Genomic DNA, 14,671 nt, shown 5'->3' with positions numbered 1-14,671 from the left:
TTAGTCGTCGCTTTGGGTTGGCTGTTGCTCGGTTAACATCTGATAACCGACGCCGCGAATTGACTTGATCACATCGTTTATCCCCTGTGAGGATAGTTTTTGTCGAATTCGGCTAATGTGTACGTCCATGGCGCGATCATAAGCTTCAAGTGGGCGGTTTAGCACTTCTTGCGTCATGTCTTGCTTGGTAATGGTTTGCCCAGCGCGCTCCATCAATAAACTTAACGCATTAAATTCCGCGCTGGTTAATGGCAGGGTGGTGTTATTCACAACCGCGGTACGTGTGCCAGTATCGAGCTCTATGCCATGTAACAGAGTATGCACAATCGTTTTGCCCGCTGCGCCGTTGCCAAGGGAGTTTTCGGTGCGACGAATGATGGCCTTAATCCGTGCACTGAGTTCTCTTGGGTTACAGGGTTTACCTAGATAGTCATCGGCGCCCATTTCAAGACCCACAATTCTGTCAATGTCATCGCCACGTCCCGTTAGCATTAATATAGGAACTTGGCGTTTAGCGCGCACGCTACGTAATACGTCAAGTCCGGACATGCCTGGCATCATTATATCGAGCACTACCGTGTCGAATTCATCACTTTGCAATAAGCGCTCTGTGGCGGCATTACCTGAATGCAGCGTTTCGACCTCAAAGCCTTCTTCTTGCAAAAACTCGCTCAGCAAGGCACAAAGAGTTTCATCGTCGTCTACTAATAGGATTTTGTACTTTTCATTTTTCATAGGCAGAGATTACCCGCTTTACATTCATCTAGGATCAACTTTACTGAACTTTACACTAGCTTAACCCTACTTATCGAACGTAATGTGCATACTGAGCCCCGTTGATTAGATAAACCTTTTACCCACGTCATTTATTTTAATGACCCAAACTAAGTAGGAATATTAAGATGAAAAAATTAATTACTGGCGTTTTATTAAGTGCATGTATTGCAACAACGGCTTTTGCTGGTGCAAAGCATTCTGACGGTCACAGAGGCCAAGGCTTCTTACCCATTCATAAAATGGCACGCGTGCTCGACTTAAGCGATGAGCAAAAAGATCAACTTAAAGCGTTGAAAGAAGAAATGAAAGCGAACCGCCCAGCAAAGGGCACACAAACGTCGCTTAAAGCGCAACTAGCGGCGCTTGATCCCAGCGACGCCAATTATGAGCAAGAGCTTAATCAACTCGCCGATTTAAGTGCGGAACGTGCAAAAGCAAGAGTGTTGAAAATGGCCGATATGCGGGTCAAAGTGCAGCAAATATTAACCGCTGAACAGCTTGAAAAATTTAATGAGATCAGTGAGAAGCGTGCCAAACGTCATCATAAGAAACGTGACGACAAAGCGTAATTAATTAAATCAAGTACATAACGCATGATTTCATTTAACATTACAACAGAGCATCTTGCAAAAGATGCTCTGTTTTTTGTGAAAGCCTACTCAGAACTACTGACCCCTTGTCATTTTCTTCAAGGTTCGGTCATGTTTCAAAAAGTGATGTTAGAAAACCGTAGTTTTGGGCAGTATTTTTGATACTCAAAAGTCTCTCCATGTTGTTAAGGGGGATTAGAAACTAATTTTCTGGTTTGTCTTTTATGGTGGCCCCTCTCTTTAACCAAATAAGTGCATCAGGCTCGTTGCTAAAGCTACGGGCGTTCTGATTCGCCTTTACAAGAATTCGTGCGTCGTTGATTTTTCGAGCGGCACCGGATGGAACAACCAAGGCTTGTTCGCCGGCCTGATTGAAATTATCAGTGAGGGAAATCGTGACGATGTGCTCATCAAGCACGATTGAATAATGTCCATGTAGGAGTTCCATCCTGTACCTCTGTTTAATACTCAGTCATTACTTATAGCGCATTTATGTTGGCTATCTGGGTTTAAAATCAAGGCGGTGGAATCCTATTGAGTTTGTTGCCTTGCAGACAGGTAAACGTCATAAGTGAAGGGCCACAATCAGCAAATCGCCACCTGTTATGTGGCGGCGCGTTTTGTTTGCATCTTTAGCCAAAGTAAAGCGTCATGTATATTTTTAAACGATTTGATATTTTGCTGGGCTTTCGCGGGAATACGCGATTCCTCCATTTTGGATAATATGTCAATTTTGACCACGACCGCTTTGGCAATCATATTTTGAGTATTGAGCCACGCGTTGTACTCATCAATTTCTTTGTAGCCTTCTGGCGTTATCCCTTCCAAGGCAAAGTCGTTTATCAATATACAGAATGGGGCGCCTTCAAACTGCTTAATTGCTTTTCTTATATCGTCAGTAAGTGCTTTGGCACCGAATTCGTTAAAGCTTCCTGCGAGCTCAATTACAATTACATTTTCTTCTATTGTGATTAGATGATTTCCGTGCTCAAGACTCATGTGTTCCCCTTCCTATATGGATAATACTTACAATGAAATATCAAATTTCTAAATATGTAAGTTAATGCTAGCCGAGGCAAATTTTGCATATATTGACGCAATATGAAAGCAGTAGTCGCCTATTGGGCAGAGACACGGCTAACGCATTGTCAAAGCTATGTAAAATATTCATCTATCTGTGTAAATAGACGCTTTTTTTAGACCTTAAGCGGGCTTAGCAACTAGACGACTAAGTAGCGGGGGAGCGCTATTACCCTTGCAATAGACGGCTTGAAGGAGTCTAAGCAAGTATATGTCGCATTGGTGTATTTTATGCTCCCTTGTTTGAGTCGAACACCGATTACCGCATCTCGGCGACTCAGTGACTGCGGTAATTTTAATCGCAAAATTTGGAGGACGTTATGAAGAAGTTTTTATTACCAGTACTAGTGGGATCGATCTCTTTGGCTCTTAGCGCAACAAGCATTGCCGCCCATCATGAAGAGGGTAAAAAAGTAGTGATGAATAACCTGAAAACCGGTGAAAGCATCGGCAACGTGATGGTTAAGGATTATGATGATGATGGCGTGGTGTTTACACCTAACTTAAGTGGTTTAACACCGGGTGTTCATGGTTTTCATATTCATCAAAACGGCGACTGTTCTGCGTCGATGAAAGACGGCGAAAAAGTGTTAGGCGGTGCAGCCGGAGGACACTATGACCCAGAAGATACCGATAAGCACAGCATGCCTTGGTCAGAAGAAGGCCACGAAGGGGATTTACCGACGTTGGTTGTTGATGAAAAAGGTAACGCTACCCAACCAGTATTCGCCCCAGAGTTAGAATTGGATGACATAGAAGGCCGTGCAATCATGATCCACGCGGGTGGCGACAATTATTCTGATTCACCCAAAGCACTAGGTGGCGGCGGCGAACGTGTCGCGTGCGGGGTTATCCCACAATAGCGACTAACGTCTCAGCGTCATGTAAATAATGAACCGCTCATTTGGTTCAAAATAAAAGCGACTAATCAGTCGCTTTTATTGTTTTTGTAGTCTTGATATTCGAGCCACAGCAAAAATTCTTGGTAGGCTGGGCTGTTGTTAGTTTTTGCTACTTTGTACGCTTTAAACTGAGCAAACTCGTCTTTTCGTGCGGTTGCTCCTAACACTGTTGGCTTAGCATCCGCGCCTGTAACTGTTGAGTTATTATTCTGCTCTTTTGCTTTTGCTTTTGCTTGGGCTTGCACTTGGTGTTGTGTGGGAGCTTCTTTGCCAGAGAACATTTTGCTTAAAGAGAATTCGCCCTTTTCTCCAGAGAATACGCCTGGTCCTTCGAGCTCTTCTTGGGCGAGAGGAGCGATACTGACAGCCATTAACCCAGCGAATGTCATGCCTGATGCAGTCTTGGAAAGTGTACACATATTAAAATCCTTACCTAATGGGAAACGCAAAAAGTTCGGCAACATTAACGCGAAATGTGTAACTGAAGCCGGACTTTTTGCTATGCAGATACAGCGAATATTACTAAAAGCGCACCATGCCACCAAGTGCAAATGCGTTGAAGCTTTCTTCTTCGTCAGTATCACCTTTGGTCGCTTGCACCCAGAAACTGACACCGCCCACAGGAGAAAAATGATAAGCGACGGTCGTTCTAGTATGGTCAGGTCCCTCAATACCCGCGGCGTCTTCTGAGGCATAATTACCCATGCTGTAACTAACCGCGTGCTTGCCTTGGGTATAACCCAATTTCCAGTTTAAGAAATCGCGGTCGCCACCGTCCACTTGGTCAGCTACGCCATAAGTTGCGCTGAAGTTAACGCCTGAATCATGAAGGTAGCCGGCGAGAATACCGTAACCGCTTTCAGCTCCGAGAAAACCAGCAGTACTATTACCATCAATGTTTGCTTGCGGGTCTTCGTCGTTGTCTGCATCGCCGAAATCAGTAGACCATGCATTAACGCGCCAACCGTTGGCGGCGTATTTAATCGCCATTTCGTAACTGCTGTCTTCGCCGTATTGGGCGTAGAATTTAGCACCGTCTAAAAACGTTGGAGATTCGTACACGATACGCTCGCTGAAAATAGACTGCGTTTGAACGAATGGCGTTTGGCTTTCACCGACCGGGCCGCGGCGAGTTGAGCCAAAGCGTTGGCTCATGCCTAGTGGGTCTGACCACCAAGTGCCTGATTGATCCACATCAGAAACGATCCAAGTAATACTCGCGCCTGTCCCCATTTTCACTTTACCAAACTTACCTTGTACCCATATTTCTTGAATACGATTGCGTGAGTTGGTGCCGTCATGCAGGATATTAGATACCCCTTCATCTAGGCCAATTTCCACTTGCGCCCCGAAAGTCAGTTCATTGTATTCAACAGAGCCTTTAACACCTATGGTAGATTCAGCGAACTCGTGGCGGCCGAAGTAAAGGTCATCAGAGGTGTCGTCTTTAACGATGTCATATAGCACTCGGCCATAAGCGGTGACTTCTGCTTGTGCAGATTGGCTGGCTACAAGGGGGGATAGCATGGCTAACGCGAGCATAGATTTTTTCATGTGTGTGTCCTATGTGTGTTATTGCAATATAAGGTGTTCAGGAAATAAAACGACCAGCAGCAAGACCAAGACTTGCATCAAAATAAAGGGCACTACGCCTTTATAGATGGTGGTGGTTTTAAGAGATTTAGGTGCCACGCCTTTTAAATAGAACAAACTAAAGCCAAAGGGTGGCGTTAAAAATGAGGTTTGCAGATTCATTGAAATTAAGATGGCGAACCAAATTAAATCGATATCCAGCACCATGGCAACTGGCGTCAGAATGGGAACAATCAGGAACGAAATTTCAATAAAATCGATAAAGAAGCCAAGGAGTAAAATGGTCAGCATGGCCAGTATGATGAAGGTCCATTTGTCTCCTGGTAAGTCTAAGAAGAAGTCCTCCACAAGATATTCGCTACCAGAGTAGCTAAACACCATTGAAAACGCCGTAGCACCGACGAGCACAGCGAAGATCATGGCGGTGACTTTTACCGTTTCGCCTGATATTTCATGTACACCTTTGAATGAAAAGCGCCCATACATAGCTGACAACACTAATGCACCCACAGCGCCAATAGCTGATGACTCCGTGGGGGTCGCAATACCAGTGAAAATCGAACCCAGCACGGTAACAATAAGCAGTAGTGGCGGAAAGATGTCTTTAATGGCTTGTACAATGATGGTTCGCTTATCTTCTGTGACGTCAATCGGCGGGCAAAACTCAGGTTTAACTTTTCCTAAAATTAGGATGTACAGGGTATAAACCACTATCAGTAATACGCCTGGAATAACGGCAGCGCGAAACAAATCGCCAACGGGAACGCCCATTACATCGCCTAAAATAATCAAGATAATAGACGGTGGAATGATCTGCCCGAGCGTGCCGGCGGCGCATATTACACCAGCTGCGGTCGGTTGGTGATAATTATTTTTAAGCATGACGGGCAAGGAAATCACGCCCATGGCAACGACGCTTGCGCCAACGACACCGGTAGAGGCTGCTAATAACGCGCCAACTATAATAGTAGAAACGGCAACGCCCCCCGATATACCGCCGAATAACTTGGCTGACGACTCAAGTAGGCGCTCTGCAAGGCCGGTTTTTTGCAGCACTATGCCCATAAAAACAAACATAGGAATGGCCATCATGGTGGTGTTTTCCATGATGCTCATGATGCGATAAGGCATAAAAGCGAATAGGTCTGCGCCGAGCACAATCACACCAATAAGTACGGATACCCCAGCGAAGGTAAACGCCACGGAATACCCCATGAATAAGCACAGCAGGGCAATGCCAAATAAAACTAAACCTGTCATTAGATGGCGTCCTTATGATCTGTGGAAGGGATGTACATGCCTGTGAGGCGTTGTATTTGTTCGAGCATTACGTACAGAGCGCACAAAATAAGAAATACCGATGAAACGGGGATAACACCGCGAATAATAAAGCGATGGGGCAAGCCACCTGGATCGGCACTGCCTTCGCCCATTTCGTAGGCTTCAAGGGTGTAGTCCCAGCTGTAATAAAGGATCAACAGGGTGACGGGCAGCACAAACAGCAAGGCCCCGAATAAGTTGATGTAGGCTTTCACTCGAGGGCTAAAGTTGTCGTAAAATACATCGACGCGCACGTGGCCGTCGGCTTTAAAGGTATAACCAATGCCGAACATAAACATGGCAGCGAACAAGTGCCATTCTAGTTCTTGCATACCAATACTGACTTCATTGAAGAAGTAACGCATGATGACGTCATAAAACACGTTCAAAATCATTAACATCATCAGCACACTGCATACATGGCCAACGCCATCTATAAATTTGCCTAGTAACTTAACGACTGAATTCATAATAAATCTCTGACACAGGGCCTATGTGCCGTCACCTAAGGAATAAACCGTGACAGGCAGCCAGCCTAAAATTAAAAGTAAGTAAAAGGACAGGAAATGGCTTGAAGACTCACATTAAACTGAGTCTTCACGCCTTTTTGTTACTCGTTTGACTCGAAGCTTTCTAGGTAGGCTTGGTCGGCGAACTGAGTCCAGGCGCGTACCTGCTCTTGGTAAGTCTTGATGGACTGCAAGATTTTGGCTGTTTCTTTATCTTTTGCTGCAAACTCTGCCAATAGCTCGTCATTCGCGTCACGAATGGCATCCATCACTGGTTGCGGGAAGGTCCGAATTTTCACATTCGGGTATTCGCTTTGCAGGGCTTTTAAGTTCACACCATTTTCATGGGTAGACTGTGAATACATATCGTAAGCAGCGGTTTTCATTGCCACAGTGAGTATTTTTTGTAGATCAGCAGGCAAAGAATCATAGGCTTTTTGATTGACCATAAACTGCAACTCTGTTGCAGGCTCTTGCCAGCCGGTGTAGTAGTAAGGCGCTATTTTGTGAAAGCCCATACGTAAATCAAGAGACGGGCCAACCCATTCCAAGGCATCAATGGTATTACGCTCTAATGCTGTGTAAAGCTCGGCAGACGGGATGTTCGTCGGACTTGCTCCAAGCTTAGCCAGTACTTCACCGGCGAAACCAGGAATACGCATCTTAAGTCCTTTCAAATCCTCAACAGTGTTAATTTCTTTTCTGAACCAACCACCCATTTGCACGCCAGTGTTACCGCCAGGAAACGACAATATACCGTATTGATCATAGGTTTCTTTCATCAACTCCATACCGCCACCATAATAGAACCAGGCATATTGCTCAGGAGCGGTCATACCGAACGGCACTGTGGTAAAAAACATGGTGTTAAAGTCTTTGCCCTTCCAATAATAAGATGCCGAGTGACCCATTTGGTATTGGCCGCTTTTTACAAAATCGAAAATGCCTAACGCCGATTTATGTTTGTTGGCTGAATCGATGCGAATGGTTAGACGCCCGTCAGACATCTCCTTGACCATTTTTGCCATGTTTTTGCTAGCATCACCGAATATGGGGAAGTTAGGGCCCCAAGTTTCCGCTAGGCGCCAGCGATACTTTTTGCCATCGGCGGCACTGGTTGGCGCATTGAGGCCTAGAGCCAGTGCTAACGTGAGTAATAAATGTGTTGCTTTCATGGGAATTCCTCATAAATGTTCAAAGGTCACATCGGCGATTTGCTAACGCCAAGTGAAAAACTGTTAGAGGAATGTTAAATGTTTGTGAGTGTGTAACTATTCGTATGAACACCCATTTGTACTAGGTAGTTTTACCTAGGTAGAAGTAGGTTGGCGCCCAAGCGGAAAGACTGAAATAATCTTACTTTAACGTTCACAATAATTTAACACGCTGAATTTGCTCGGCTTCAAGGCGCAATTAATATGACTTTACCCTTAAGACTGCTGTTTATTGCAGTGCTACAGGTAGTATTAACGTCTATCTTGACGTACTTCTTAGTGACCGATGAATACCGAGACCTCTCCAATCAAAGTGTTGATACCCTAGAAAACTTTCTTATTGAACAAAAGCATCAAGAGCTGGAAAACTACACCTTACTTGCTGTATCAGCCATGTCAGACGCTTATGAAAACAGCGCCATAGATGACGATGAAGCGAAAGCCCGCGTTACCGAGATCATTCACGATATGACCTACAGCGGTAATGACGGCTACTTTTTCGTTTATGACGGTGATGGCAATGGCGTGGTTCACCCCAAAGAGCCCTATAGAGTCGGTAAAAATTGGTGGCAGCTTGAAGGGGAAAACGGTGATAAGACGATACAAATTCTGCTGGCTAACGCCAAGGCAGGTGGGGGATTCCACCGTTACCCTTGGCGAAAACCTTCTGCGGATGAAATGTCTGAAAAAATGGGTTACTCAGTGTTTCTTGAGAAATGGAATTGGATGATTGGTACGGGTGTGTACTTAGATGATGTAAACAGTCAACTGAATAAACTGCAGCGAGAAATTGACCAGCACATTAATAAAACTAAGCAGATCATATTGCTCGTGGCCATGTCGTCCATATTTCTTATATTTCTGCTGGGACTGATTCTAAATTTGAGTCAAAAGAAAAAGACCGATCAAAAAATCAGTGAATTGGGACTTAAGATCATCAACATGCAGGAGGAAGAGCGTCGGCACATATCGCGAGAATTACACGATGGTATTGTGCAAGTGTTGGTTTCTATTAAGTACTCATTAGAAGCGACTGGTTTATGGCTGAAAAGAGCCAAGGTCGATAAACCTCAACCGTTGGAGCACGCCCAAAGTAATCTGCAAGATGCTATCAGTGAAATACGCCGAATATCCCATCATTTGCACCCCAGAATATTAGACGAGTTGGGTTTGTCTGCCGCAATGGACGCACTAGCTACCGAATTTAGTGAACAAACAGGGATCGCAGTGAATGTGACTAAGCCAGCAGTACGAAAGTTAGTGCAAAATGGGATCAGTACGACTTTATATCGTGTGGTGCAAGAATCCTTAATTAACGTGCAAAAGCACGCACACGCCAGCGAAGTAAATATCGAGATGACTATCAAAGACAAGTGGCTAACGTTGACGATCAGCGACAATGGATGCGGTTTTGATGCCCACAACACAGATAAACCTGATGACTATGGGATAGGATTACGAAATTTGGCCGAGCGCGTAGAATATCATTTAGGGGAATTTAACGTACGCTCGTCAAACGACGGAACACAGGTTACTGCGCGAATTCCAAAAGCTAGCTACGCTAATACTCACACAGCTACACAAGGCCCATCAGTATGACCGAAACACACAGTGAGCAACCGATACGACTATTGCTGGTAGATGATCACCCTATGGTACAAGGGGGACTTAGCGCCTGTTTGTCGTTTTATGATGACATTGAAATTGTCGGCATGACCCATGATGGCAAAGATGCACTGGAAAAGGCGCTCGATTTAAAACCTGATGTGATCTTAATGGACATCAGTATGCCCTCTATGAACGGCATCGATGCCACTGAAATTATCACTGACAGTCTCGATGACACCAAAGTGCTGATATTTAGCATGCACGACAGCCCAGAGTTTGTGACAAGTTCGATTCAAGCGGGTGCATCTGGTTATATTTTAAAAGACACGACATCGGAAGAGGTGTATTACGCAATTAAGGCCGTCGCTAAGGGACAAACTCACTTTAGCAGTTCAATTGCAAAAATGCTGATTGATAAGCCAATCAAAGACACCAGTCAAAAGCTCACTACCCGGGAGCAACTCATTTTAACCCATGTTGCCCAAGGTAAATCGAGTAAAGAAATCGCGCGCATTCTTAATATCAGTTTTAGAACCGTTGAGGCGCATAGGCGCAATATGAAAAGCAAATTAAATATTGAGTCCCTGGCTGAGCTTATCTGTTACGCGGTGGACCATGGGCTAGTAGAAAAGTGATACCTGGGCTTCATTGATACTTGGGCTTCGCAATGCGCTGCGCATCGCACGTTTGATGAAGCGCTAATAATGGCTTATCTAATTAGAGGCCAACCTAAATAAAGGCTAACCAGGCGCCAACGCCAATTAGCAAGCTACCAGCGATGGCGTTCATCCAGCGGATGTTATTGCCGCGATTTAAAAATAAGCGCAGGCTTTTGCCGCCGGTGGCGTAAATAAGCATGCACAAAAACTCACTGAGCATGATCAAGCTCACCAGCACGACAAGTTGCCCAGTAAGGGATTGGGTTACGCTAATAAAGGGCGGTAAAAGGGTCACCATAAACGCCCAACCTTTGGGATTAGCAATGGCGGTAATAAACCCTTGTGACGCTAGCTTCCCGCGAGAGGTAAAAGTAGGGTTATGATCTGTGGTGACCTTATTATGAGCAAAACACATCTTGAGCCCCAAGTAAGCTAAATATGCGCCGCCCACCCATTTGAACACGTTAAAAACACTTGGGTAGTTGAGCATCACGCTGGCCACACCGATGACGGCGGCAATAGCGACAAGGGCAACACCAACGACTTCACCTATCATCATCCACATTGTGCGGCGCACGCCCACACTCATACCCAAGGTCATGGCTAATGTCATACACATACCAGGTGTAATAGAAACGAAAAAGAAAGTGGGAATAAATACCGCGAGAAGAGCTAAATCTGGCATGAATGCGCATCCAAGTTGGCAAATTAAAACCCGAGCAGTTTACCCATATCAGATTGATTTACTAGGAATACTATTGCCAGTGTCCCCTAAACATATGAACTTGTGTTTTATCGCCTTGCTTTTTATTGTGAACATACCTCCCTAAACAACCCAGCAGAACTCATGTAATGAACCAACGCGGTGTAACATGCCTAAATGGTTTGTTGACAAGATCACGTGCAGCAGTTGTGAACGATTTCGCCTACTGACGAAAAAGGCACTAGATTTGATGTAAACCTAGTGCCTTTACAATAAAAAATTGAGAACGTCTGAAATTATGGCTGTTGAGGTTACTCTTGAGCCTACGATGCGTCGCTGGCAGTTTTATCGCTGGTTAGTTCGCTATCTGCTGCTTCGATGTTCTTTATTTCATCACTCGCTAACTCTTCACTTGCTAACCCTTCACTTGCTAACCCTTCACTTGCTGAGCGTAACGTTAACAACTTACGCAGCGCAGAGACGATAAATAGGGTGGTTTCCATGGGAGAGCGATGATAAAAACTATCCCAGGCTTGGCCTTTATGCTCTGCGTAATTATCCATTCGTTCGGGGTGAACTTCGCTGTAGGCTAGGTGCACAGCATGGCCGATGGTTACATCAACAATCAGCGCCTCATCAATCTGTAAACTTGGGTTTTGTTCAAAGAAGCGACCGAGAGCGCTCATGGTTTCCACCGTAAGCTGGCGATACTCTGGCGCTTGAATGTTGTTTAACATCTGCTCTATCAACAGCGCAAATGCGGCTTCGCCTTGGGTCATGTCACTGAGAACCATATCACTGGCAACCCGGTTACGCTTGTCCATTTTGTTACCAATAACTAACCCAGTGGTGTGCTTAAATATGCTCCAAACTTGCGGGATGAAACCCGCGGGGCGTCTGTCTATTACGCCTTGATGCTGGCGCCATACATACCAGCCCTCAGTTGGCTCAGCGAGTTCTTCAAAGCCTGAGTCTTGATCCCAATCCAATTTACCCGAGACACATTCAGCATGAAGCTCTTCGAGTTTAATCGGCAAGTCAGCTAGATTTTGGTATTCCTCGAGCACCGCCTCGATCTGATCCTGAATTTCAGAAGGCGCCAAGTTCATGATGTGCTCATACGCCTCATCAGGGGTTTTGTTATGTTCCCTAGATATCTGACTCGTGAGCAGTACAATCAGGTAACTTACGCGCACCGTTAACAATTCGCTGAATAGTTTAGGGCGAGACTTCACCAACATGCCAAGGGACAATAACACTTCTTGCGTTAATACTTGGTCGCGCACATCTTCTCGGCAAAATTGATTGATTTTGGCTAGCAGCTCGTCGTCTTGTAAGGGTTTAGAAATAAGTGACTCATCACTGTAAGCACGGCCCACTTGAATAAACTTCTGGGCGACAAGTAACGCGCTCACGGCTAAGCCCAAGTCACCATCTAGTTTGCCCAACAAGCCTGAAGCGTGACGCAGCACAGACCACAGACGCAACCGACCTGCTTGCAAGTAAATTTCTTCGATTAACGACCTAACAGTGTGGTGTTGGCCGTGATAGGTAATGGTGCTATCAAGCGATAAAATCTTGCTCATAGCGGCAAGAAGAGCAATTTGTTGATACAAATTATTAGAGTGTTCAAGACGAGCATGTAACTCATTTGCATCAGTGAGTGAGTCAATCTCTCGCTCTTGGTCTGATGTGAGCGCCAAATGATTGCCTGATAGCGACAGGGCGCAAGAATGGCTGAACAAATCTCGTAGGGGCTCTGATGGCAGCACTAAATCATTTAATTGCTCCACTCGTTCCACTGCAGATGTAGGGGTGAGCTGCGCCATAGCGCCATGCTTAACCGGTATATCATCTACTTCGCCCGTGGCAATCTGCGCCATTAATTCAAAAAACGAACTGCGATCACCATCCAACAAGTTATGCGTTAATAATACCGTGACGGTCGGGCGCCCAACTTCGGTCCAATTTGAGTGCAAATAGCTCAACTCACTCTTAAAGCGGCGCACAAGAAAATCAATGTCGTAACTTAAAAAGTACTCGTGTTGCATGAAAGAGGGGGTTAAACACACGGCGCGCTGCTTGTTGAACATATAAACGCGGCTGGTGGTTAAGCTTTTTAGCATTCTAGGGATACGACCCGTTAACCCTAAACTGTCACATCTGCCGACTTGGCCATGTACCGCAGCAATATCCTCCGGCCGATAAACCTTTACCGGTGCAATATCGCTTAAGGTTTCTGTAGCAACACCGTGCGCGGCTAACTCTTGTTGTAATAGCTCATCTTCTGCTAAAAAAATCAGCTGAACAACAGGCTGCATTTTCGGTTTCCCGTGACGGCGCCCCAAGGGGTCTAAGTCACCCGGCCTAAGCAAACCATCTTCGAGCATGGTACCGAGTAAAAATAAACTTTGGGCCCAAACTAATGGCACATTTTCATTCGGTAATCGATTTTGTGATTGTGGCTTTGCGCGCTCTGCATCAATTGATTCAGCGGGCACAAAGTATAATTCAGGCAGCAATTGAAAGCCGTTTTGTTCAACCAGTACATTATCTAATCTGTCTCGATAATGCTTAATTTGTGGTTTATTGTCGGTGAAAATAGCATCTAAATAAAGATAGGCGTAGAACAACGGCCACTCAGATTCAATGTTTTCAAACTGCTTTAACTCTTTATCTTCGTAATGCAGACGCCCTTCATCTTCAAGCACGGTTTGATGGCCATCACGTAAAAATCTTTTCAAGCCGTAGCGGCCTTCAAGTTTAGTAACGATTTCAGTTCTGACGCGATCTGACAGGGTTTTATCGGGTACGGCAAACGCCGGGAAACCAATGACACTGAGCAATGCAGCATCAATTTCTTTGGTATTAGATTCTCTGGGGAGCATAGCGCTCAAGGTAATGTTCGACTGAGCGATGTTGTCTGGAATAACGTGAATTACTGAGCTCAACGAGCCTTTCGCGCCATAAAGATTAAAACCGGAGAGCGCTTCAAGCGCTGCCTTTGCCATGCCAAGCGAACTGGCGTTTAATTCTACGCTACCACTATTACTTTTAGCGCCACGCTCCCAAATACCGAAGTCTGGTGTGCGATAGGCACGCTCGATGTAATACACCAAATTTTGAATAAAGCACACTTCTTCGTCTGACCAGATAACATCGAGTCCAGATGCAATCATTTGCGTCAGTGTTAGCAGAAACACTGAGGTCGCATCAATTTGTAAGTGCCCCCATTCTGCATCACCTACCACGCTATCACCTGTGATGGTGTCGTATTTGGCATGCAAAGCATCAATAGGATTGCGGGTTTTCTTGAAGACTTCTATTTTTTCGGATTGGGCCATCATGGAGCGTAGCAAGCCACGCATCAACTTCACGGTACGTTGCTGCAATTCATAGCCTCTGCCATCGTCGCTATCGACTTTGCGGTAGGCGAGGGCTAAACCCCAAACGGCTAAAATACTGTAAACATTGTCTCTCACCCACGCATCTTGGTAATTCCCGTGGACCGTGATGGCGGTACTCGCTGGTAATAGGCCACTGACAGGATGTTGTTTGTCTAAAATAACTGACTTTATTTGCTGATAATAAGCATCTAATTGGGTGTTCAATTCTAAGTTGTGCATACAAAATCCTAATAAATTCGTAGGAAGCGATTCAATAGGCTTCCTAAATTGCGCAGCGTACCTTGCCTGTAATACCCAAGTAAGATACCC

Annotated in this window: 14 protein-coding genes; 4 read left to right on the top strand and 10 right to left on the bottom strand. The window is 45.2% G+C overall.

The window, feature by feature from the left end; translation table 11 throughout:
* Positions 1 to 735, bottom strand: a complete 735-nt coding sequence (locus AC0L6N_RS09540) for a response regulator transcription factor (protein WP_473480852.1) — start codon at positions 733 to 735, stop codon at positions 1 to 3.
* A gap of 167 nt (positions 736 to 902) precedes the next feature.
* Between AC0L6N_RS09540 and AC0L6N_RS09535 the strand changes: the two genes are divergently transcribed.
* Positions 903 to 1,346, top strand: a complete 444-nt coding sequence (locus AC0L6N_RS09535; RefSeq protein WP_473480850.1) for a Spy/CpxP family protein refolding chaperone — start codon at positions 903 to 905, stop codon at positions 1,344 to 1,346.
* Between the two features lie 223 nt (positions 1,347 to 1,569).
* Here the strand turns inward: AC0L6N_RS09535 and AC0L6N_RS09530 are convergent, their stop codons facing one another.
* Together AC0L6N_RS09530 and AC0L6N_RS09525 are read right to left on the bottom strand one after the other, a co-directional pair.
* Positions 1,570 to 1,815 carry a hypothetical protein gene (locus AC0L6N_RS09530; RefSeq protein WP_473480848.1) on the bottom strand — a complete coding sequence of 82 codons (246 nt, stop codon included), beginning with the start codon at positions 1,813 to 1,815 and terminating at the stop codon, positions 1,570 to 1,572.
* A gap of 155 nt (positions 1,816 to 1,970) precedes the next feature.
* Positions 1,971 to 2,366 carry a hypothetical protein gene (locus tag AC0L6N_RS09525; protein WP_473480846.1) on the bottom strand — a complete coding sequence of 132 codons (396 nt, stop codon included), beginning with the start codon at positions 2,364 to 2,366 and terminating at the stop codon, positions 1,971 to 1,973.
* A gap of 401 nt (positions 2,367 to 2,767) precedes the next feature.
* On the opposite strand from AC0L6N_RS09525, the gene sodC reads away from it, so the two are divergent.
* On the top strand, positions 2,768 to 3,310 hold the full coding sequence (gene sodC / locus AC0L6N_RS09520; RefSeq protein ID WP_473480845.1) for a superoxide dismutase [Cu-Zn] SodC: 543 nt from the start codon (positions 2,768 to 2,770) through the stop codon (positions 3,308 to 3,310).
* A 65-nt stretch (positions 3,311 to 3,375) separates the two neighbouring features.
* Here sodC and AC0L6N_RS09515 read toward each other — a convergent pair whose 3' ends face one another.
* The 5 genes from AC0L6N_RS09515 to AC0L6N_RS09495 form a co-directional block, all read right to left on the bottom strand.
* Positions 3,376 to 3,768, bottom strand: a complete 393-nt coding sequence (locus tag AC0L6N_RS09515; protein WP_473480843.1) for a hypothetical protein — start codon at positions 3,766 to 3,768, stop codon at positions 3,376 to 3,378.
* Positions 3,769 to 3,871: 103 nt separating this feature from the next.
* Positions 3,872 to 4,903, bottom strand: coding sequence for a porin (locus AC0L6N_RS09510; RefSeq protein WP_011575093.1), 1,032 nt, complete (start codon positions 4,901 to 4,903; stop codon positions 3,872 to 3,874).
* A gap of 18 nt (positions 4,904 to 4,921) precedes the next feature.
* Entirely contained in the window at positions 4,922 to 6,202 is a 1,281-nt protein-coding gene (locus tag AC0L6N_RS09505; RefSeq protein WP_011575092.1) for a TRAP transporter large permease, read from the bottom strand.
* Positions 6,202 to 6,732: a TRAP transporter small permease subunit gene (locus tag AC0L6N_RS09500; RefSeq protein WP_473480841.1), complete on the bottom strand. Its 531-nt coding sequence runs from the start codon at positions 6,730 to 6,732 to the stop codon at positions 6,202 to 6,204. The genes AC0L6N_RS09505 and AC0L6N_RS09500 overlap by 1 nt, the downstream gene beginning before the upstream one ends.
* A 140-nt stretch (positions 6,733 to 6,872) precedes the next feature.
* Complete coding sequence (locus tag AC0L6N_RS09495) at positions 6,873 to 7,946, bottom strand: TRAP transporter substrate-binding protein (protein WP_473480839.1); 1,074 nt, start codon at positions 7,944 to 7,946, stop codon at positions 6,873 to 6,875.
* Positions 7,947 to 8,189: 243 nt separating this feature from the next.
* On the opposite strand from AC0L6N_RS09495, the gene AC0L6N_RS09490 reads away from it, so the two are divergent.
* Together AC0L6N_RS09490 and AC0L6N_RS09485 are read left to right on the top strand one after the other, a co-directional pair.
* Entirely contained in the window at positions 8,190 to 9,584 is a 1,395-nt protein-coding gene (locus AC0L6N_RS09490; protein ID WP_473480837.1) for a cache domain-containing protein, read from the top strand.
* Positions 9,581 to 10,228 (top strand): response regulator, encoded by a 648-nt coding sequence (locus AC0L6N_RS09485; protein WP_011575088.1) that lies wholly within the window; start codon positions 9,581 to 9,583, stop codon positions 10,226 to 10,228. Before AC0L6N_RS09490 ends, AC0L6N_RS09485 begins: the two co-directional genes overlap by 4 nt.
* A 94-nt stretch (positions 10,229 to 10,322) precedes the next feature.
* Here the strand turns inward: AC0L6N_RS09485 and AC0L6N_RS09480 are convergent, their stop codons facing one another.
* Together AC0L6N_RS09480 and AC0L6N_RS09475 are read right to left on the bottom strand one after the other, a co-directional pair.
* The gene (locus tag AC0L6N_RS09480; RefSeq protein ID WP_011575087.1) at positions 10,323 to 10,937 is read right to left on the bottom strand and encodes a LysE family translocator; all 615 of its coding nucleotides are present in this window, start codon (positions 10,935 to 10,937) and stop codon (positions 10,323 to 10,325) included.
* 341 nt (positions 10,938 to 11,278) lie between these two features.
* Positions 11,279 to 14,581 (bottom strand): phosphorylase b kinase regulatory subunit alpha/beta, encoded by a 3,303-nt coding sequence (locus tag AC0L6N_RS09475; RefSeq protein WP_473480836.1) that lies wholly within the window; start codon positions 14,579 to 14,581, stop codon positions 11,279 to 11,281.
* Positions 14,582 to 14,671: the final 90 nt, after the last annotated feature.

The organism is Paraglaciecola sp. G1-13, assembly GCF_055809255.1.
This window is presented reverse-complemented; position numbering and strand designations above follow the sequence as displayed.